General features: G+C 72.5%; 16 protein-coding genes. 6 read left to right on the top strand and 10 right to left on the bottom strand.

Annotation, left to right across the window (positions count from 1 at the left end; all coding sequences use genetic code 11):
• Positions 1-123: 123 nt before the first annotated feature.
• Both AB0O53_RS37775 and AB0O53_RS37780 read right to left on the bottom strand, forming a co-directional pair.
• Entirely contained in the window at positions 124-3960 is a 3837-nt protein-coding gene (locus AB0O53_RS37775) for an nSTAND1 domain-containing NTPase (RefSeq protein WP_365201710.1), read from the bottom strand.
• 147 nt (positions 3961-4107) lie between these two features.
• The gene (locus AB0O53_RS37780; protein WP_350990822.1) at positions 4108-4470 is read right to left on the bottom strand and encodes a hypothetical protein; all 363 of its coding nucleotides are present in this window, start codon (positions 4468-4470) and stop codon (positions 4108-4110) included.
• 279 nt (positions 4471-4749) lie between these two features.
• On the opposite strand from AB0O53_RS37780, the gene AB0O53_RS37785 reads away from it, so the two are divergent.
• Both AB0O53_RS37785 and AB0O53_RS37790 read left to right on the top strand, forming a co-directional pair.
• On the top strand, positions 4750-5838 hold the full coding sequence (locus AB0O53_RS37785; protein ID WP_350990824.1) for a right-handed parallel beta-helix repeat-containing protein: 1089 nt from the start codon (positions 4750-4752) through the stop codon (positions 5836-5838).
• A 34-nt stretch (positions 5839-5872) separates the two neighbouring features.
• Entirely contained in the window at positions 5873-6955 is a 1083-nt protein-coding gene (locus AB0O53_RS37790; protein ID WP_365201713.1) for a methyltransferase, read from the top strand.
• 108 nt (positions 6956-7063) lie between these two features.
• Here AB0O53_RS37790 and AB0O53_RS37795 read toward each other — a convergent pair whose 3' ends face one another.
• Together AB0O53_RS37795 and AB0O53_RS37800 are read right to left on the bottom strand one after the other, a co-directional pair.
• Complete coding sequence (locus tag AB0O53_RS37795) at positions 7064-7321, bottom strand: acyl carrier protein (protein WP_136233511.1); 258 nt, start codon at positions 7319-7321, stop codon at positions 7064-7066.
• 13 nt (positions 7322-7334) lie between these two features.
• Positions 7335-8516, bottom strand: a complete 1182-nt coding sequence (locus AB0O53_RS37800) for a SchA/CurD-like domain-containing protein (protein WP_350990829.1) — start codon at positions 8514-8516, stop codon at positions 7335-7337.
• A 102-nt stretch (positions 8517-8618) separates the two neighbouring features.
• On the opposite strand from AB0O53_RS37800, the gene AB0O53_RS37805 reads away from it, so the two are divergent.
• A complete protein-coding gene (locus tag AB0O53_RS37805) occupies positions 8619-10349 on the top strand; it encodes an FAD-dependent oxidoreductase (protein ID WP_450152423.1) in 1731 nt (576 codons plus the stop codon).
• 95 nt (positions 10350-10444) lie between these two features.
• On the opposite strand, the gene AB0O53_RS37810 is transcribed toward AB0O53_RS37805, so the two are convergent.
• The 3 genes from AB0O53_RS37810 to AB0O53_RS37820 form a co-directional block, all read right to left on the bottom strand.
• Entirely contained in the window at positions 10445-11002 is a 558-nt protein-coding gene (locus AB0O53_RS37810; RefSeq protein WP_350990833.1) for a hypothetical protein, read from the bottom strand.
• A 195-nt stretch (positions 11003-11197) separates the two neighbouring features.
• Positions 11198-11881 carry a TetR/AcrR family transcriptional regulator gene (locus tag AB0O53_RS37815; protein ID WP_350990835.1) on the bottom strand — a complete coding sequence of 228 codons (684 nt, stop codon included), beginning with the start codon at positions 11879-11881 and terminating at the stop codon, positions 11198-11200.
• A 115-nt stretch (positions 11882-11996) separates the two neighbouring features.
• Complete coding sequence (locus AB0O53_RS37820) at positions 11997-14063, bottom strand: galactose-binding domain-containing protein (RefSeq protein WP_350990837.1); 2067 nt, start codon at positions 14061-14063, stop codon at positions 11997-11999.
• Between the two features lie 260 nt (positions 14064-14323).
• On the opposite strand from AB0O53_RS37820, the gene AB0O53_RS37825 reads away from it, so the two are divergent.
• The gene (locus AB0O53_RS37825) at positions 14324-14608 is read left to right on the top strand and encodes a hypothetical protein (protein WP_350990839.1); all 285 of its coding nucleotides are present in this window, start codon (positions 14324-14326) and stop codon (positions 14606-14608) included.
• Positions 14609-14671: 63 nt separating this feature from the next.
• On the opposite strand, the gene AB0O53_RS37830 is transcribed toward AB0O53_RS37825, so the two are convergent.
• The 3 genes from AB0O53_RS37830 to AB0O53_RS37840 form a co-directional block, all read right to left on the bottom strand.
• Positions 14672-15901: a serine hydrolase domain-containing protein gene (locus AB0O53_RS37830; RefSeq protein WP_435886732.1), complete on the bottom strand. Its 1230-nt coding sequence runs from the start codon at positions 15899-15901 to the stop codon at positions 14672-14674.
• Between the two features lie 133 nt (positions 15902-16034).
• Positions 16035-17699, bottom strand: a complete 1665-nt coding sequence (locus AB0O53_RS37835) for an AMP-binding protein (RefSeq protein WP_365201720.1) — start codon at positions 17697-17699, stop codon at positions 16035-16037.
• 121 nt (positions 17700-17820) lie between these two features.
• Positions 17821-18801 carry a ScbA/BarX family gamma-butyrolactone biosynthesis protein gene (locus tag AB0O53_RS37840; RefSeq protein WP_365201723.1) on the bottom strand — a complete coding sequence of 327 codons (981 nt, stop codon included), beginning with the start codon at positions 18799-18801 and terminating at the stop codon, positions 17821-17823.
• Between the two features lie 104 nt (positions 18802-18905).
• Here AB0O53_RS37840 and AB0O53_RS37845 point away from each other — a divergent pair, with 104 nt between their 5' ends.
• Entirely contained in the window at positions 18906-19553 is a 648-nt protein-coding gene (locus AB0O53_RS37845) for a ScbR family autoregulator-binding transcription factor (RefSeq protein WP_030855796.1), read from the top strand.
• Positions 19550-20506 (top strand): NAD-dependent epimerase/dehydratase family protein, encoded by a 957-nt coding sequence (locus tag AB0O53_RS37850; protein WP_365201727.1) that lies wholly within the window; start codon positions 19550-19552, stop codon positions 20504-20506. The genes AB0O53_RS37845 and AB0O53_RS37850 overlap by 4 nt, the downstream gene beginning before the upstream one ends.
• The last annotated feature ends 230 nt before the right edge of the window (positions 20507-20736 follow it).

Raw genomic sequence — 20736 nt, forward strand, 5'->3', positions numbered from 1 at the left:
GGACTACCTGCGCGAGCACGACGACGCGGCCCTGCTGGAGGCCCGTTTCGTGCTGGTCGAGGAAGTGGTCCAGGAGCACCGGAAGCTCCGGAGGCCGGCGGGCCGCCCCTGCGTTCCTGCGCGCTACCTCACGCCCGCCCCCGCCCCCGTCCCCGCCCGCAGCCGGTCGATCGCCGCCAGCCGCGCTCCCACGTCCAGGTCCCACAGGCGTACGGTGCCGTCCGTGCTGCTGCTCGCCACGGTGCCCCCGTCGGGGGCGAAGGCGACGCCCCACACCGCGTTGGTGTGTCCGGACAGCGCCGCCAGCGTGCGCCGGCCGGCCACGTCCCACAGCCGCACCGTGCGGTCGTTGCCGCTGCTCGCCAGCGTGCGGCCGTCGGGGGCGAAGGCGATGCCCCGGGCCGACCCGGTGTGCCCCGACAGGGCCGCCTCGAAGCGGTGGCGGCGCGCGTCCCACAGCCGTACGGTCCCGTCGTTGCCGCTGCTGGCGAGGGTGCGCCCGTCGGGGCTGAAGGCCACGCCGCGGACCGCGCCCGTATGGCCGGTGAGGGTGGCGAGCGGGCGCCGGCCGGCCACGTCCCACAGCCGGACCGTCAGGTCGTCACCGGCGCTGGCCAGGGTGCGTCCGTCGGGGCTGAACGCCACGTCGTTGGCGAAGTCCGTGTGCCCGCCGAGCGTGGCGAGCCGGCGGCGCGAGGCGACGTCCCACAGCAGGACGGTGCCGTCGGAGCCGGCCGAGGCCAGCGTCCGCCCGTCCGGCGCGAAGTCCACCGCGAACACGGTCCCGCCCTGGCCGGTCAGCGTGGCCGACGGGATACCCGCCGCGACGTCCCACAACCGGACGGTGCCGTCGGAGCCGGCCGAGGCCAGCGTCCGCCCGTCCGGCGCGAAGTCCACCGCGAACACCGTCTCGCTGTGCCCCTCGAAGGAGGCCACGACCCGGCGCCCCGCCACGTCCCACAGCCGGACCGTGTGATCCGCCTCCGCCGTGGCCAGCAGCTTCCCGTCCGGGCTGTACGCGGCGTGCCAGACCTCCGTGAACGGCCGCGAGGCCAGCACCGCGCCCCGCAGGTCCCACAGGACCACCGACTGGTCGAAGCCGGCCGTGGCCAGCATCGCGCCCCGACTGTCCACGGCCACCCCCAGCACGTAGTCGGTGTGCCCGGCGAGCGTCGCCGTCAGCCGGCCGCCGGCCACGTCCCACATCCGGGTGGCGCCGTCGCCGCCCGCGCTGACCACCGTCGTGCCGTCCGGTGTGAAGGCGACCCCGTTGACGTCGTCGCTGTGCCCGGTCAGCGTGGCCGTCGTCCGGCGCCCGGCCACGTCCCACAGGCGTACGGTCCGGTCCACGCCGCCCGTGGCGACGGTACGGCCGTCCGGGGCGAACGCCGCCCCCAGCACCTCGTCGGTGTGCCCGGACAGGACGGCGACCGGACGCGCCGCCACCGGGTCCCACAGCCGTACGGTCCGGTCGGCGCCGGCCGAGACGAGCGTGCGGCCGTCCGCGGCGAAGGACAGGGCGTTGACCCGCCCGGCGTGCCCGGCCAGGGAGGCGACCTCGCCGTACTCCCCGCCCGTCTGCCACAACCTCACCGTCCCGTCCGGGCAGCCGGTCGCCAGGCTCCGGCCGTCCGGCGCGAAGGCCACGGCCCGCGAGCCCGTCGTGCTCGCCGGGAGCACCGCCCTCGTGCGGCCGTCGGCGGTGTCCCACAGCCGCGCGGGCCCGTCGGTGGAGGCCGCCGCGAGGGTCCGGCCGTCCGGGCTCACGGCGACCGAGCGGACCCGTCCGGGCAGCCTGAAGGTCGCGGTCGTGCGCCGGTCGGAGACCCGCCGCAGGGTCACCGTCCCGTCCGAACTGCCCGTCGCCAGGATGCCGTTGTCCGGCCCGAAGGCCACCGTGTTGACCGGCCCGCCGTGTCCGCCCAGCCGAGCCACGAACGGCTGCGACTGCGTGCTCAGCAGCGCCCCGCGCGCCTCGCTCGTCCCCGCCGTCCGGTACGCGTCCCCGGCGAGCAGCATCGAAGCCTCCGGCTGCCCCGCGGCCAGCGCCGCCGACTGCAGGGCGAGCGCCCGGGAACGGGCGATCCGCTCCTGGCCCACGGCTCCCGAGCGCTGCTGGTACGCGAGCCCGCCGGCGCCCACGGCCAGGACCAGCAGGACGACCAGGGTGGCCAGCATCCGCTGGCGCAGCCGCGCCTGGCGGGCGGCCTGCCGCTCCCGGCCGTCCTGCGCCGCCAGGCTCTCCCGGAGGAAGGCGGCCTCCCCGGGTGCGAGGCGGCTCCTGCCGTCGAGTTCGTCGGCCCAGGAGCGGGCGGTGTCCAGCCGGGTCCCGCGGTGGAGCGCCGACGGGTCGCGGCCCTCGCGTTCCCACTCGGCGGCGGCGTGGGCCAGTTGCTGGTGGATCAGGAGCCCCGCCCGGTCGGCACTGATCCAGCCGCGCAGCCGCGGCCAGGCGTGCAGCAGGGCCTCGTGGGTGATCTCCACGGTGTCGCTGTCCATGGTGATCAGGCGGGCCCGTACGAACGCGTCGAGCGCGGCCGCGGCCGGGCCCGGGTCGGCCAGTTGCTCCATGAGGGCCGTCCGGCTCATGCGGCGACGGGTGGCGCCCGTACCCTCGGCGACGTGCACCAGCCGGACCAGGACGCGCCGGAGCGTGTTCTGCTCGGCGGGGTAGAGGCGGGCGAACACCTCCTCGGCGGTCCGGGCGACGGCCCCCTGGATGCCGCCGGTGCGCTCGTACCCGGCGACGGTCAGGGTGGCGCCCTCGCGCTGGCTCCAGGTGGCCATCAGCGCGTGGGAGACCAGGGGCAGCGCGCCGGAGGGCGTCGTGCCGCCCGGTGCGTCGTCGCGCGGGCCCACGTCGCGCAGCAGCAGGGGGACCAGCCCCGGTTCGAGGGCGAGACCCGCGAGCCGGGCCGGGCGGGTGATCGACTCCCGCAGCTCCCCGGGCGACATCGGCGCCAGGACGAACAGCCCGCCGGTGAACACCGGGGCCAGCTCCGGCAGCTCCAGGCAGTTCCCGGTGAAGTCCGCCCGTACGCCGAGGACGACGACGGCCGGGGCGTACCCGCCGGGCGCCGGGCCCGCAACGGCGAGCGCGCACAGCACCCGTACGAAGGCGCGCCGCTCGTCCTCGTCCGTGCACAGGGTGAACAGTTCCTCGAACTGGTCGACGAGCAGCACCGGCCGCAGCGGCGGCGGCCGCTGGTCGGGTGCGGCAGCCGGGTCCGGTTCCCGCTCCGGTTCCGACAGCCGGTGGACCGCCGCGAGCAGGGCGTGCGGGTGCTCCCGCAACTCGGCCGTGGTGAGGCCGAGATCGCCGCCCAGCGCCTTCGCGGCCCGGCCGAGCAGTTCCTCCAGCGGGTGCGCGGTGGGGGTGACCCCGACCACCGGCCAGCTGTCGGAGCCCGGCATCGGCAGGCCGCCGCCGCGCAGGGCCGGTACGAGGCCGGCGTTGAGCAGGGAGGACTTCCCGGCGCCCGACGGGGCGACGAGCACCAGCGGCCCGGCGCCGATCCGCTCGAAGACCCGTTCGGTGAGCTCGGCGGTGGCCCGCTCCCGCCCGAAGAACCACCGGGCGTCCCGCGCGGTGAAGGCGGGCAGGCCGCGGTAGGGGCATTCGCCCTCCGCCCGCGGCCCGCCGACGCCGTCCGCCTCGGCCTGGGCATCGGCGCGCTCGGGGGCCTCCGTCTCCCGGGCCATCCGCAGCAGTTCGCCCCCCGCCTCCAGGACGTCGTCGCAGCGCCGCGCGACATCGGGGGTGACGCGCTTCGCGCCGGTCTCGATCTTGCTGAGATAGCCCTTGCTGTAGTGCGTCGCGCGCGCGAGGTCCGCGAGGGACAGCCCGCGTTGCATCCGCAGACGTCTCAGCTGGGCAGGGAAGGGCCGTGCGGTGTCGTCGGACTCCCGCACGTGGTCGGTCTTGCGCCGACGGTCCGGATCCCCCAAAACATCCCCCATGGCGTGCGCGCCCAGGCAGCGAGGTGGTGCTGCCCAGGCTACCGCCAGGAGCGGCCGGAGAACTGGATCTTCCAGCCGGTATGACGAGAACAGGAACGCCCGGAGCCGTCGCGCGCGGCGGCTCCGGAAGCCCTCCCCGTGCGGGTGCTAGGGGTTGAGACGGATCGAGTTGACGGGCGTGAGGTCGGCGTACACACCGGTCTTGGCGGCGATGGGGCGGCCGCAGCCCGCGCCGTTGGTGCCGGTGCACAGGTTTGCGGTCGCACCGCCGTACTGATTGTTGAGCACCCAGTGGTTGCCGAACTGGTTGGTGAGGTTGTGGGCCCCGTACCGGTAGAAGACGTGGGACGGCTTGACGGCCGGATTCTGGTTCTGCGGGTAGATGCAGACCGCCCCGTCCGGGCAGCCCGCCCAGACGTCGACCGGCTTGGCCTCCACCGAGGCGCCGAGCGCGACCACGGCGACGACGGAGGTGGCGAGAGCGGCGGCGCCGCGGAACAGCTTGCGCATGGTTTCCCCTTGCGGTTCGTGCCTCGTGCTGACGGCTCCAGGCTGGCTCCGCCGGGGCCGCCGGTCGACGGGTTGCCCGTTGCCCGTTGGCGAGGGCGGCCGGGAAACCGGTGATGAGCTGGGCCGTCCTCGCTCGGAGGGCAACGGCGCGGGTGGGACCGCGCCGCCGGTATGACGATCCACTCCCGGGGCGTCAAAATGCGGCCGTTTGCCCACGGCATGCATCGATACGCTCACCCAATGTGGCGATATGTCGCAATCGCCCATAACTTCTGCATTGTGACGAACCGACAACTGAAGTCCCTCACGTGCATCGCCGTCGTCATGGCCGCCGGTTTCGGCGTGTTCGCGCCACCCGCATCCGCGGCCGGACACCGAGTGCACCCGGGCGACTCGATCCAGGACGCGGTGGATTCCGCGCGGCCGGGCGACATCATCACCGTGATGCCCGGCACCTACTACGAGAACGTGCTGATCACCAAGCGGGTGACCTTGCGCGGCTGGGGCGAGCGGACGGTGATCCGGCCGCCCGCCGCCAAGACGCTGCCCGCCACCCCGAAGACGTCCGGACGCGCGGCCGTCACCTGCTCCCAGGCCGACACCGGAATCTGCGTCATGGGGACCGAGGAGCGGCCCGTCGCCGGGGTCGAGATCCGCGGGCTCACCGTCTCCGGCTTCAAGCGGAACGGCATCTGGGCCTCGTGGACCGACCGGCTGAGCGTCGAGCGCGTGATCTCCGAGAACAACAGCACCTGGGGCATCGCCCAGGAGCGCTCCACCCGCGGGTTCTTCCGCGACAACATCGCCCGTGACAACGCCGAGTCGGGCATCTTCATCGCCAACACGGTCGCGCGCGAGGGCGGCGCCACCGACACCCAGGGCGCCGTGATCCGGGGCAACAGGCTCACCGGCAACCGGATCGGCGTGACCGTCAGGCGCGTGCGCAACCTCACCGTCAGCGGCAACACCCTCACCGGGAACTGCGGCGGCGTCTTCGTCGTCGGCGACGAGGGCGAGCCCGGCGCCGGGGACCTGACCATCCGCGGCAACCGCATCCACGCGAACAACAAGTTCTGCAAGGGCAACAGCCGCCTCCCCGACATCCAGGGCGTCGGCATCGTCCTCACCGGCGCCGAAGAGACGATCGTGCGTTCGAACTCCATCCGGGGCAACGTCGGATCCTCCCCGCTGTCGGGCGGCATCCTGCTGTTCAAGAGCTTCGTGGGAGCGACGAACACCGACAACGTCATCGAGGACAACGTGGTGAGGGACAACCTGCCGGCCGACCTGGCCAACCAGGGAGCCGGATCGGGCAACCGGTTCCTCAACAACCAGTGCGACACCTCCGTGCCGACCGGCATGTGCTGACCGTGTTCCCCCTCATCTGGAGAAGCGAGGCCGTATGACCACGGTGAGTTCCACCCCCGCCCCCGCGCCGGTTCCCGCTCCGAACGCCGGCCCCCCGCACACGCCCCCGCCCGCCATGCGCCTGCGGGAGCTCGCCTTCGGGGCAGCCGTCGCCGCCGCCGTACGGGCCGCGGCACGCCTCAAGGTCGCCGACGCCCTCGGGGAGTCGCCCGCCACCCCCGCCGAGCTCGCGGCCGCGGTCCACGCGGAGCCCAAGCCCCTGCAACGGCTGCTCCGCGCCCTGTCCTGCTACGGGATCTTCGCCGAGACCGAGGACGGCAGCTTCGTCCACACCGAGATGTCACGGCTGCTGCGCGAGGACGACCCGCACAGCCTGCGCAACATCTGCCTGTGGTGCACGGAGCCCTGGACCTGGCAGGCCTGGCCGCGGCTCGACGACGCCGTGCGCACCGGCGACGGCGCGGGCATCTTCCACGAGCTGTTCGGCAAGGGGTTCTTCGACTACCTGCACGAGGACGCCCACGAGTCGGCACACGTCTTCAACCGCGCCATGACCACCTCCAGCGTGCAGTCGGCGCTGGAGGTCGCGGACCTCCTCGACCTCACCGGCGTCTCGGTGGTCGCGGACATCGGCGGCGGCCAGGGCCACGTACTGGCCAGCCTGCTGGAGAAGCACCCGACCGTACGGGGGCACCTGCTCGACCTGCCCGGCGTGGTCGCCAAGGCCGATCCCCGGCTGCGCGACGGCGGCGCCCTCGCCGACCGGACCGGCATCGTCCCCGGCGACTGCCGGGAGGCCGTCCCGGTCGAGGCCGACCTCTACATCATCAAGAACATCCTGGAATGGGACGACGAGAGCACCCGCAGGTGCCTGCGCAACGTCCTCGCCGCGGCCCGCCCCGGAGCCAGGGTCGTCGTCATCGAGAACCTGGTCGACGACACCCCGTCGATGCGGTTCACCACGGCCATGGACCTGATGCTGCTGCTCAACGTCGGCGGCGCGAAGCACACCAAGGAAAGCCTGTGCACCCGGCTGGCCGACGCCGGACTGGTGCTCGGCGACATCCGGCCCGTCAACGCGTACCTGCACGCCTTCGAGTGCACCGTGCCCGGGTGATCCCGCCCGGCACGCGCCACGGCGCCCCGGGACCGGTGATGGGCCGGTCCCGGGGCGCCGTCGTGCGTGCCGGGCGGAGGCGCCCGTCCGCCCGTGCGTCCGTGCGCGTCAGGTTCCGGCCGTCAGCGCGTTGTTGACGAGGTCGAGGAACTCGCGCGGTGACTTGCACTGGTCCGCACCGGCGGGGAGGGACCGGCCGTGCCGGTTCTCCAGCTCGCCGACGATGCCGAGCAGCCCCAGGGAGTCGAGCCCCCACTCGTCGAACTGCGAGTCGGGCCGGCTCGCCATCACGGCGGGGTCGACGGCGATGCCGGCCCCCTTCTTCATCAGTGCGGCCAGCTCTTCCACGGTCAGTCGGTCCGTCATGGCGTGCTTCTCCTCAGGCTCGGTCCGGCGAACGCCGGTCGGTGATCAGGCGCATCTCGGAGCGCTCCAGGAAGCGCGAGATCTCCTGGTGGGTGGTGGGGACGCCGTCCTTGGCGCTGTCGAGCAGCCGCGCGAGCACCGCCGCCTTGTGGCCGCCCTCGACGCCGAGCGTCAGGGCCGGCCGGGCGTCGTGCGGCCCGCGCAGGTCGAGGAGACGGACGACGACGTCGTCGCGCTGGAAGACGGTGCTCGCCTCGATGGGGCTCGCCGCGTCGTCCACGGCGGCCTCGTCCTGTGCGGCGAGCAGCCGGGCCAGCTCCGTTCCGCACCCCTTCTTGGCGGGGTAGAACAGCGCGTGCCGCTCCAGCTCCCCGCTCTCGCCGCCGGCCGCCACGTGGTGCACCGCCGGGAGGGCCGCCCGGGTGAAGAACGTCCGGGCCGAACCGGGGTCGCTGAGATCGCGGTCCTGCTCCAGGTAGGGGTTGATGGCCTCCTCCAGCGCCCTGACCTCGGGCTGCAGGGCCACGTGGCGCAGCGCCGCGAGCAGGTCGCCCTCGACCTCGAAGGCCCGCACGACCCGGTTGCCGTGCATGAAGAGCGAGGTGCGGCGCAGCCGGGTGTGCTCGTCGACCTGCGCCTCGGGGGACGCGTACCCGCTCAGCAGCTCCGCCACGGCGTCCTCGCTGCCCGGCCTGACGGTGAAGGTCAGGGCATGGCGGACGACGCCGTCGCCGCGCCGCGGGGCGACCTGGAGGCGGCCCGCGGACCGCTCCGCGCCGGCCGCGGAGGCGGCGACGAAGGAGGGGCCGCCGGAAGCGTCGGGGGAGAGGACCGCGGCGGCGGGACCGTGGTCCCGGCCGGTCTCCCGCAGCACGCTGAACCGCAGCGAGCGGGTGTCCCGTACGCAGCCGTGCAACGGCTGGACCGACGCGACGTGCTCCTCGCTGTTGACCCAGGCCAAGAACCGCGGTGCGCTCTCCCACTCACTGGTGATCAGCCACTGCGACGGGTTCTCGATCGACTGGCACAGCTCGTCCCGGATGTGCCCGGGAACGGAGGAGACCTGCTTGTGGAGGTCCTCGTAGACCTCCAGGAACTGGTTCTGCGCACCGTCGTACAGATCCAGCAGCAGCACGACCCGAAGTCGCGAGTCGTCGAAGGCGGACTGGGATATCCGTTCCGACAAGGTTGTCATCGTTCACACTCCTTCGAGACCACACGGTCGCCACGGGGCGGCGCCACCCGAACCGATCGTGGTCCGGTAGCCCCGTCGGCGCGAGAGGGGAGAACCAAGCGGGTGAACGAGCGAGGGAACCGCCCTCGCACAGGGCATGGAAGAGCCATGAAGGAAAACGTCGACCACCGCGTCCCGGTCCTCATCGTGGGCGGCTCGCTGGTGGGCCTGTGCACCTCGCTGTTCCTCGGCCGTCATGGCATCACGCACATGCTGGTCGAGAAGCACGCGGGAACCTCGCTCCACCCGCGTGGACGCGGTATCAACGTACGCACGATGGAGCTGTTCCGGGTCGCCGAGGTCGAGGACCGGATCCGCGAGGCCGCCTCGGTCCTGGCGGACAACCACGGCATCCTCCAGGGCGGCTCGCTGACCGGTGACGACCAGGAGTGGCTCTTCGAACAGATCGACCCGGGGGGCGCACTGGCGCGGTTCAGCCCCTCGACCTGGTGCCTGTGCAGCCAGAACGACATCGAGCCGGTCCTGATGTCCGTGACCCCCACGCTCGGGGCGGACCTGCGGTTCTCCACCGAACTGCTCTCCTTCGAACAGGACGAGAGCGGGGTGACCGCGCTCGTCAAGAACCGCGAGACCGGGGAGCACAGCACGGTGCGCGCCGACTACCTGGTCGCCGCCGACGGACCGCGCAGCCCCGTGCGCGAACAGCTCCGGATCGGCCAGAGCGGCTCCGGCGACCTGTTCCACAACGTGAGCATCACCTTCCGGTCCCGCATGCTCGCGGACGTGATCGGCGACCGGCGCTTCATCGTGTGCTACCTGACCAAGCCCGACGCCGACGGGGCCCTGCTGCCCGTCGACAACCGCGAGCGCTGGGTCTTCCACGCCCCGTGGCACCCGGACCGGGGCGAGACGCTGGAGGACTTCACCGACGAACGGTGCGTCGAGCACATCCGGCGGGCCGTCGGCGCGCCCGACCTGGACGTCGAGATCACCGGGAAGGCGCCGTGGCACGCGGCCGAGCGCGTCGCCCAGCGCTACGCGGCCGGCCGGGTCTTCCTCGCCGGCGACTCCGCCCACGAGATGTCGCCCACCGGGGCGTTCGGCTCCAACACGGGCATCCAGGACGCGCACAACCTCGCCTGGAAGATCGCCGCGGTGCTGGACGGGGCCGCGGGTCCCGGGCTGCTGGAGACGTACGAGGCCGAGCGGCTCCCGGTGGCGCGGGCGACGAGCGAGCGGGCCTCGGCCCGGTCGGCCGAGCACAGCCACCCGGGGTACGAGCCGGAGCCCGAGTCCGTCCCCGAGGCACCCGCGCGCGGCGGCGGTGCCGGTGGCGGCGGTGGCGTCGGCGGTCGGCAGAACGGGGTCCTGTCCGTGGCCATGGGGTACCGGTACGCCCAGGGCGCGGTGGTGGGAGCCGATCCGGACCTGCCGGTCGTGCCCGAGCGGATGCGGCTGTGCGGGGAGCCCGGCTCGCGCGCCCCGCACCTGTGGCTCCGCGACCCGGTGGAGGGCCGTCGCAAGTCCACGGTCGACCTCTACGAGCGGTCCTTCGTCCTGCTCAGCTCCGAGGGCACGCCGTGGAGCGGAGCGGCGGGATCGGTCGCCAAGCGGATGAACGTACGCCTGGACGGCTACGCGATCGGCACCGGCCCGGAGGCCGACCTGATCCCGGAGGACGGCGCCGACTGGGCCGAGGCGCACGGCGCGACCCCGGGCGGAGCGGTCCTGGTCCGCCCGGACGGCTTCGTGGCCTGGCGCTCGGTGGAGGCGGTGGCGGACCCGGAGTCGGTCCTCTACAAGGTCCTCACCACGGTGCTGGACCGCTACTGACGCCACCCGGCCCGCCACCCGGACACGCAGCAGGGCGCCGCCCCGCGGAGACCCGCGGGAACGGCGCCCTTCGCCCGTGCGTGTTCCGGCTCAGGTCACCGGATCATCGTCGAACCGAGCTCACCCGGCTTCTTCGGCACCCACGGCGCCACGGCGGTGGCCTCACCGGGGTCCGGCTCGGCCATGTGCACCCGGAAGACGCCCTGGCCGTCCACGTTCGCCGGCAGGACGTAGATCTGCTTGATCTGGCCCGTGCCGTGCAGGTAGAGCACGACGGTCTGGCGGTAGGAGCCCTCGTCGTAGAACTCCGCCGTGACCTTCCCGCCGGCGCCCTTGCGGAAGGCGGCGATCCAGTTCTCTGCGGTCTTCTCGGTCGTACCCCTGTCCTTGTCGGGGTCGCCCAGGTCCGCCAGCTCCTCGACCCGGCCGTCGGCGATCCGCCACACCACTTGCTGGGTGATCCCCAACGTACCCGTGGACGGGTACCCGACGACGGAGAGGGGCGGGTGACTGCTGTAGTCCCCGATGTACTCCGCCTCGGCGTCCTCGTACTCCGACGAGCACCCGGTCAGCAGGCCGAGGGTCAGCGCGCCGACCAGGGCACCCCGCAGCGCTCTCCCACCGCGTCGTGCCGCGGGGAAACCAGTGGCCATACTTCCTCGGTCCTTCTGCGAGTGCCCGATGATCCGGGCACGGGAGGAGAAACGTAGCGCTCCGACCAGGCCGTACCCACGGGCGTCTCATCGCGCCATCCGGATGTCGGACGCCGCCGCCCGTTGCCGGCGACGATCCCCTCCGTGGAGGAGGCCTCGGCGCCGCCGCGCAACGAACCTGGCCGAGGCGGCCCGTCAGACGGAGAGCGGGGGACCGGCGTACTCCGGCGCGTGCGGCCGGTCCCCGTTCGCGGCCCCGTTCGCGACACCGCCCGCGGCTCCGTCCGCGGTCTCGGCGAGCCCCGCGACGTGGTCGGCGATCATGTCGAGGACGGCCGCCGAGACCACGGCGTCGCCGAGCACGAGGTGGCCCAGGGTCAGGCCGTCCGTCATGGCGGCCAGGTAGCGGGCCAGTACCTGCACCGGTACGCGCAGCTCGAAGGGCATGAGCAGGCGGAGCTGTTCGATGAGCTCGGTGTAGGTGTCGGAGTAGAGCTCGTACTGGCGCCGCGCCAGGTGCTCGAAGCCGGGCCGGCGCAGGGCGTACTGCGTGAGCTCGTAGGTGAGCATGTGCTCGCCCGGATTGGCGGCGACGTGGTCCCAGTACGCCTGGAAGCCGGCCCGGATGGTCTCCCGCAGGGTGGCCCGCGGCCGGATGGCGTCCCGCGCCACGGTGATGCCGTGTTCGGTGATCGCCGTCATGACGGATTCCAGCAGGGCCTGCTTGGACTCGAAGCAGTAGTGGAAGACGCTCAGGGAGACGCCGGCCTCGGCGCAGATCGAGCGCGTCGTAGCCCTGGCGACACCGTCGCGGGCCATCACGCGGATCGCCGCTTCGGTCAACTGGCGGCGTCGCTCGGCCGACGGCATGCGTGCCACGGGCGTCGTTCCCTTCGTTCCGTGCGGTGTTGTGCTGTGCTGCGGGGCAAAAGGCGTCCGGGGCCGGCCGGATCGGCGGATCCGGCCGGCCCCGGACGCGGGGACGTGGAAGGCGTCAGCTGCTGTAGACGCCGACCTCGTGGAGCGAGTAGCCCCACTTGGTGCCGCGCTGCACTCCGTGGACGCGAACGTAGCGGGCCGTGGTGCCGGTGAACAGGGCCGTGTCCAGACCGCCGTCACCGGTGGTGGTGGACCACGCCGACTGCCAGTTCGCGCCGTCGCCCGACAGCTCGATGCGGTAGGCCTGCCCGTGCGCCCGCTCCCAGTCGAGCGTGACGCGCTTGACCAGGTTGGCCGCGCCGAGGTCGATCTGGATCCACTGGTCGTCGCTCCAGTCGCTCGCCCAGCGGGTGCCCGTGTTCCCGTCCACGGCCCGGGAGGGGGCGTAGCTGGTGAACGGGTTCCACTCGGAGGAGCTGGCCGTGGCGGACGCGCCCGAGGCGAGGTTCACCCCGGCCTTGTGCTTCTCGGACGAGCCCCACGTGGTGAGGTAGGACTCGGCGCCGCGGAAGAGGTCGTCGACCACGTCCTGGCCGCCGACGATCCGCAGGTCCTCGATCCAGTCCGGGACCAGGCCGTAGTGCGAGGCACCGTCGGTGTTGAGGTCCCAGGTGCGCTGCCCGGTGGTCTGCTTGTCGATGACGGAGCCGCCGTCGGTGCTGCGGAACGGGTAGCGGACCGGGTTGGGGGTGTCGGCCCCGCGGGGTCCGGGCCAGCCTCCGACGCCGTTCATGTCCGTGCCGTAGCCGTAGCCGACGTTGTACTTGTCGCGCAGGGCGTTCTTGGCCTTGGCCTCGGCGCTGAAGCCCTCGGCCCCGCCCATGTACTGGGCGACGAACCCGCCGAGCTTGTAGAGCCGCTCGGTCCAGTTGTCGTCCATCCAGCTGTGCGAGGAGATGATGCCCGGGTAGGACTCGGACTCCAGGATGTCGAAGGCCCGGCCCGCGGCCTTGACGCTCATGTGGTCGATCTCCAGCATCATCTTGCGTTTCATCATCCCGCGCACCGCGTACTCGCCGAGATCGGTCAGACCGCGGGTGTTGCACTGCGCGTCCGCCGCGTACGAGGGCACGGACACCCCGGCCGGGAGCTCCTTCTGGGCCGCCGGAGCGGCCGCGAGCCCGATGGGGTTGTCGTGCTGCGGGCCGGTGCACTTCTCCGTCTTCCAGAAGGTGCCGGTCGACAGGAACTGGCCCACGTTGATCGCGGTGCCGAGCGCACCCTGGTCGAAGCGGACCCCGCACAGGGCGTTGTCGAACTTGTGGCACAGGAACATGCTCCGCACGCCCAGCTTGTGCAGCTCGTCGAGGCCCCGGTCGATGTCCTCCTTGCTGCACTGCGCGAAGTCCAGGATCTGCTTGCAGCCGAACGGCTCGGAGGTCTCGACCCCGAGGACGACCGCCAGCTTGCCCTGCTTGATCACCTCGCGGGCCTGCGCGGAGTCGGTGACGATCCGGAACCAGCCCTTTCCGGGGCCGCCGTACATCTTGTCGATGTAGGCCTGCATGTCGTACGTCTTCTGCGCCTCGAGCCGGATCGCGGTCATCTCGTCGCAGCCGCGGTCCTTGAAGAAGTAGACCGAGCAGATCACGCCGTTGGTGACGAGGTCGTTGACGAGCACGCGCTGCCCGCCGCGCCAGGCCCGTTCCACCCACGCGTAGTAGTTCTGCTGGTGGGTGAGCGAGTCGTGGGCGGGCCAGTCCTTGAAGGTGGGCCAGCCGTTGGGGTCGTGCTTGCCGTCGCCGCCCTTGGTGATGAAGTCGAAGATCGCCAGGGTGCCGTCGGGGTAGTGCTCGGGGCAGTCCTTGAGGGCGTCGGCCACGCCCGCCTCGGAGAAGGGTTTGCCGCAGATGAGACGCCCGCCGAAGCCCTCGTTGGACATCAGGTGGTCGTGGGCGTCGACGAATCCGCGGACCCGCCCCTGGGCGTCCGTGCCCTTGAAGGGTTCGCCGGTGATGTTGATCTGGGAGTCGGGTGCGGGCCGTGCCACCGGATTCCACCAGCCGGGGTCGTCGGCGGCGGAGCTGGGCACGGGGCCGAGCACCATCGCCACCACGGCGAGGAGCAATGACAGGACCGCGATCGGGCTGCGCCTGGGGTGTTTGTGTCGGGAAATGGTCATCACTCACGTCTTCGGTCAGCGGATGGCGCGGTGGAGGTGCCGGATCCGTTCGGGGACGCGACGGCCACACGGAGACGCTGACTTGTCATGAACCCGCAAACGGTGGGTCGAGAATCGCCACTGGCGCCGACGGAGTCAAGAGTCCGGGACGGATGACCTGATGATTCGTCAGGCGGTCCGGTCGCGGGATCCGGGACGGAACGGGCGGGCCCGGCGTGGCCGGGCCGCGGGGGGCGCCGTGACGGCCTACCGTCGCAGGCATGAGTGCGACGGCCGTGGTGTACGAGGTGGAGGACCCGGCGACGGCGCGCGCCGGCGGGCCCGCGGGCGACGGCGGCGAGGTGGTCGTCGTACGCGTGCACGCGGCGCCCGCGGCCCCCGGCATGCCCGGTGTTCCCGGCCCGCGGACCTTCTGCGGCAGGGACACCTTCGCGATGCGGGCCGCCCAGCCGCCGCCCGCGGGGCAGCCCGGCCCGACCTGGTACGACGCCGGGTACGCGGACCGGGTCTGCCCCGCCTGCGACGACGCGGTGGGCACCGGCTGAGCGGCCGGGCGGCGCCCGCCGGGCAGGCCGGTCAGCCGGCCGGCCGGGCGCCGACGGCGCGCGTCAGCGCGCGTTGTGCTCGGGCAGGTCCACCTCGGCCGGGGCGAAGCCGAAGCCGCGGGCGGCGCCCTTCTTCTCGGTCTGCTTGCCGCAGAACGCCGCTTCGAGGGTGCCGCCGAGCGCCGTGTTGGCCTCGCCCCGGTTGGAGGTGTTGGCCATCGCGGACAGGCTGCGCCTGCCGTCGCGCGTGGAGAAGGCGTACGTGTAGTAGCCCTGCACCGTGCCCGTGTGCCCGTAGACCGACGTGCCGCAGGAGAGGTCGTAGCGGCGCAGGCCCAGCCCGTAGAAGCGGGTGTTGGTGGTGTCCGTCGGGGTCGCGGTGACCATGGCGTCCAGCAGTCGCGGCGCCAGCAGCCGGCCGCCGAGCAGCGCGGAGGTGAAGGTGTTCAGATCCGCCGGGCTGGAGATCACCGCCCCGGCGGACTGGGCCCACGACACGGTCTGCTCGGTGGAGTCGACCAGCGGTCCGCCGGCCTCGTCGGGGTGCAGGTAGCCGCGGGCGTGCAGTCCCTTGATCTTGGTGTCGGGGTGCACGTACGAGGTGTTGCGCAGGTTCAGCGGCTTGAAGATGCGCCGCTCGTACTCCTTGCCCACCCGGTTGCCGGTGGCCTTCTCGATGAGCATCCCGACGACGACGAAGTTGGTGTTCGAGTACTTGTAGGCCACGCCGGGCTCGGTCGTCCGGGGTTCGCGCAGCGAGAGGTCCAGCAACTCCTGGTAGCTGAACACCCGGTTGCGCACGGCCTCGAAGCCGGGGACGGTGTGCTCGAACATGGCATCGGTGTAGTCGGCGAGACCGCTGCGGTGGGTCAGCAGATGGCGCACGGTGATCCGCTCGTCCGGCAGCAGGCCGGGCAGGTAGCGGTTGACCGGGGCGTCCAGGTCGATCTTCTTCTCGCCGACCAGCTGGAGCAGGACGACGGAGGAGAAGGTCTTGCTGACGCTGCCGATCCGGAAGCGGGCCTGCGGATCCATGGCCGCCCCCGAGGTCTTGTCGCGCACGCCGACGGCCCGCGTGCGGACCCCGTCGGGGCCGCTGAAGCGGGCCATGGCGCCCGGAGCTCCGGCGGCCGTCGTATTGCGCAGCGCCTGGGTCAGCGCTTCGAGGTCGGGGGCGGTGGTGGCGGGCGCGGCGGTTGCGGCGGCCTGGGCGGTGGCGGCGGGCGCGACGGCGGCCGTCACCGCGAGCAGGGCTGCGGTCAGGGTGAGACGTCGGTTCACGGGCAGCGGCACGGTGTTCCTCTGGTCGGTGGTCAGTCGGCAGGGAAGGGCGGGGCGCCGCGGACGGCCGGACGGCGCGGCCGCGACGCGCCCCATGAAGATCATCGGTCAGGCGCGGTCGCGGGGTGAGCCGCAACGCGCCGTTCTACGAGGGTAGTTCCAGCAGGCGGAGGGCCTCCTGGCGCATTTCCACCTTGCGCACCTTCCCGGTGACGGTCATGGGGAACTCCTCCACGACGTGTACGTAGCGCGGGATCTTGAAGTGGGCCAGCCGGCCCGCGCAGTACGCGTGGACGGCGTCCGCGGTCAGCGGTTCGGCTCCCTCGCGCATCCGCACCCACGCCATCAGCTCCTCCCCGTACTTGGCGTCGGGCACCCCGATGACCTGGACGTCCAGGACGTCCGGGTGGGTGTGGAGGAACTCCTCGATCTCCCGCGGGTAGAGGTTCTCCCCGCCGCGGATCACCATGTCCTTGATCCGGCCGGTGATGCTCAGGTACCCGTCGTCGTCCATGACGGCCAGGTCGCCCGTGTGCATCCAGCGGGCCGCGTCGACGGCCTCCGCGGTGCGCTCCGGTTCCTCCCAGTACCCGAGCATCACCGAGTAGCCGCGGGTGCACAGTTCGCCCGGTTCGCCGCGGGGCACGGTCCGCCCGGTCCGCGGGTCGACCACCTTCACCTCCAGGTGCGGTCCGACGCGGCCGACCGTGGACACCCGGCGCTCGACCGAGTCGTCGGCGCGGGTCTGGGTCGAGACGGGCGAGGTCTCGGTCATCCCGTAGCAGATGGACACCTCGGCCATGCCCATCCGCTCGATGACCTCCCGCATGACCTCGACCGGGCAGGGCGAGCCCGCCATGATCCCGGTGCGCAGGCTGGACAGGTCGTAGGCGTCGAAGCCGGGCTCCGCCAGCTCGGCGATGAACATCGTGGGGACGCCGTAGAGGGAGGTGCACCTCTCCGACTCCACCGCGGCCAGGGTGGCGACGGGCTCGAAGGACGGCGCGGGGATCACCATGGCCGCCCCGTGGCTGGTGCAGGCCAGGTTGCCCATGACCATGCCGAAGCAGTGGTAGAAGGGCACCGGGATGCAGACCCGGTCCTGTTCGGTGTAGTGGCACAGCTCGCCCACGAAGAAGCCGTTGTTGAGGATGTTGTGGTGCGAGAGGGTCGCGCCCTTGGGGAACCCGGTGGTCCCGGAGGTGTACTGGATGTTGACGGCGTCGTCCGGGCTGAGTGCCTCCTGCGCCCGGGCCAGGTCGGCCGGGTCGCCCCGGCGGCCGCGTTCGAGCAGGGAGTCCCACAGGGGGCCGCCGAGGAGGGCCACGAACTCCAGGGCCGGACAGCGCGGGCGCACTTCCTCGATCATGGCGGCGTAGTCGGAGCTCTTGAAACGGTCCGCGGCGGCCAGCAGCCGGATGCCGGACTGCCGCAGCACGTACTCCAGTTCGTGGGAGCGGTAGGCGGGGTTCACCGTGACGAGGACCGCTCCGATCTTCGCCGTGGCGTACTGCACGAGCGTCCACTCCGCGCGGTTGGGGGCCCAGATCCCGACGCGGTCGCCCTTCACGATGCCCAGGTCCAGCAGACCGAGCGCGAGGGCGTCGACGTCGGCGGCCAGCTCCGCGTACGTCCACCGGCGGCCGGCGGCCACGTCGACGAGGGCGTCGCGGTCGGGGAACCTGCGCACCGTCCGGTCCAGGTTCTCGCCGATGGTGTCGCCGAGCAGCGGCACTTCGCAGACCCCGGACGCGTAACTCGACGCGGCAGACACATGGACCTCCTGTTGGGGCTGTTGAGCCTGAAACATACGGATGGGGTGACGGAGCCCCCCGTGCCAGCCTGCCCCGGAGGGATGCGGGGGGAAACGGAAGGCGCCTGCCCGGGGGAGTCCGGGCAGGCGCCTTCGTCGTGCGAGTGGGGCGGGGAGGTCAGGGCGCGGTGAAGACGCGCTGCGGCGCGGGCGTCATGGCGATGATCGCCGCCGTGGCCGTGAAGACCTCTTCGCCGTTCTGCCGTGCCACGACCCGCACGGGAAGCCGGCGGCCGTCCGGCGCCGCCGTGCCGTCGGGAAGCGCGGTCGTCTCGATCCAGCAGGGCGAGTTCAGCTCCGCGTACCGGAAGAACTGCATCTCCATGTCGGTCAGGACCCCGCGGCGGGGGAAGGCGGAGGCGTACGCGGCCTGGCGCACGGCCTCCAGCAGCAGCATCCCCGGGGCGTGGTCGACGGGGTGGTCGAAGAGGATCGGGTGGTTGATGTCGGCCCGCAGCTGCGCGCGGTGCGTGGAGCTGGTCGGGGAGAGCACCACGTCGTGGAAGCGGTCGCGGCACACCCGCCGGGGCGTCATCGGCGGCGGGAGCGGGATGACGCGGGCGGTCACCTGGTCGAGGTCGCCGTTGCCGCCGCGCAGGCGCTGGTAGACGGCCTCGGGCTGGTTGGTGAATCCGGCCTCGGCGGTGCCCAGGAACTCCCCGTCGCGGGTGGCGGTGACGTGCATGGTCAGGCGGGCGAGCCGGCGGCCGCGGCGGGCGATGCCCGAGCAGCGGATGTGGAGCATGATGTCCGCCGGTCTGGAACCGACCACGAGCGCTGCGGGGTTGACCGAGTAGCTGAACGTGTCCCAGATCTGGCGGTGGCCGAAGGGCACGTCGTACGCCACGTGGCTGAGCAGCGGGATGGCCTGGCGGACGGATTCGGCCAGGAGGAGCGGGTCGTGGTGGCCCGCGTCGGGCGAGTAGAAGCTGTGGGCGCGGGGCCACTGGGCGGTGATGACGTACTCGTCGGGAGCGACGGAACGCCATCCGGTGAGCAGGACCTCGGAGTGCGCGCTCTTGTGCACGTACTCGCGCGGTAAGGCGCTGCTGAGCGAGGCGGTTGCGGGTGTGGTGGAGCGTGTGGCTGAGACAGTCATTGGTTGAGCCCCCCAGGAACGTCGGACATGAGCTGGTGCTTGTTCGGCGCTGGGTCCTAAAATAAAGGATGTTCGTTTTTTTTGTCGAGAAGGATTAGGTGCCCATGTCAGAACGCAAGCAGCAACGAGCCCCCCAACTCAGGGCAGTTCAGACGAAGGCGGCCATCCTGCGCGCCGCCGCGGAGGTCTTCGACGAGTTCGGCTTCAGCGGAGCCAGCATCAGCAAGATCATGAAGCGGGCGGACGTCACGCAGGGCGGGATGTACTTCCACTTCAGCTCGAAGGAGGAACTGGCCTACGCCGTGATGGTCGGTCAGGGCGAGGGCCTGGAGTTCCCCGCGGGGGAGGACGGCCTCCAGCGCCTCGTGGACATCACGCTCTACCTCGCGGAACAGCTCCGGCACAATCCGGTGCTCCGTGCCGGCGTACGACTGGCCGTGGAGCAGGGCGAGTTCGGCCTGCGTGACGACGTCGCCTACCAGGCCTGGGTCCTGGAGTTCCGCCAGCAACTGCGCTTCGCCCGCGCCAAGGGCGAGCTCCAGCCGGACGTCGACGACCACGAACTGGCCTGGGTGCTGGTCAGCTCCTTCACCGGCGCGCAGCTCTTCTCCCAGGTCTCCACCGGCCGGGCCGACCTGCCGCAGCGCATCGCCTCGCTCTGGCGCTACCTCCTGCCCGCCGTCGCCACCGAGGACACCCGCAAGGGCCTGCGCCTGACCCTGGAGGCGGCCGGACCGGAGCAGCAGGGATGACCGGCCGCCAGGTCGTCGTGACCGGGGCGACGGGCTTCGTCGGCTCGGCGGTGCTGCGCCACGTGGCCGACCGGTACCCGCAGGTCGTGCCGCGCCGGGTGTCCCGTACGACGGCCCCCGCCACGGTGGGCGCCGTCCACCGGGTGGCCGCGGACCTGGCCGACCCGGCCTCCCTGCGCGGGGTGTGCGAAGGAGCCGACGTGCTGCTCTCGCTGGCCTCGTACGTCGGACCGGACGCCCGCCGCTGCGAGGCGGTCAACTCCGTCGGGACCGCGGCCCTGATGGCGGAGGCCCGGCGCGCCGGCGTCCGGCGCATCGTCCACCTGTCGACGTGCGCCGTCTACGGTCCGGGACCCCACCGGGGCGCGGAGGCCGGGGAGCTGACGCCCGCCCCGGTCTCGCCCGCCAGCGGCAGCCGGCTCGCGGGGGAGGCGTCGGTGCTCGCCGCCGGGGGCCTGGTGCTGCGCGCCGGCCTGGTGCTGGGCCGGGGCGACCGGTGGGTCGTACCGGCCCTCGCCGACGCCTACCGGCGCGTGCCGGCGCAGTGGGACGGGGGAGCGGGCCTGGCCTCCTACGTCGACGTCGACGACCTGGCGCGGCTCCTCGCGGCGTTCGCCCTCGGGGACGGCGCCGCGGGCGCGGCCGAGGGCGTCCTGCACGCCCACCACCCTGAGCCGGTGCGCAACCGGGACCTCATGCACGCCCTGGCCGGGCACGGGGTGCTGCCGCAACGGCCCGCCGCCGACTGGCCCTGGAGCAGGTGCCTGGAGGCCCTGGCCGCGACCCCGGGCTGGGTGAGCGAGCGGCAGTTCATGCTGCTCGCGCGGCACCACTGGTACCGCGCGGACGCGGCGTGGCGGCTCGCCGGCATCGATCCGGGGCCGGGACCGCTGGACCGGCTCGGCCGGGCGGCCGCCTGGTATCGGGAGAGGGGCGCCGTCGTTCCGGGGTGACGGAGATCTGCCAAAGCCTCAACGGGATGGGGGCGGACGGGCCGTGACGGGGAAGGGGGCGGGTAGCGTCCGGTCCCGGACACAGCCGGGTCCTGGTCATCCCGAGAGTCTTGTGGAGGAGTGGAAATGCCCGACCTTTCGAACATCGTCAAGGCGTATGACGTGCGTGGCGTTGTGCCGGACGAGTGGGACGAGTCGCTGGCGGAGCTGTTCGGTGGTGCTTTCGTCGA

This window comes from Streptomyces erythrochromogenes (assembly GCF_040684695.1).
Lineage (GTDB): Bacteria > Actinomycetota > Actinomycetes > Streptomycetales > Streptomycetaceae > Streptomyces > Streptomyces erythrochromogenes_C.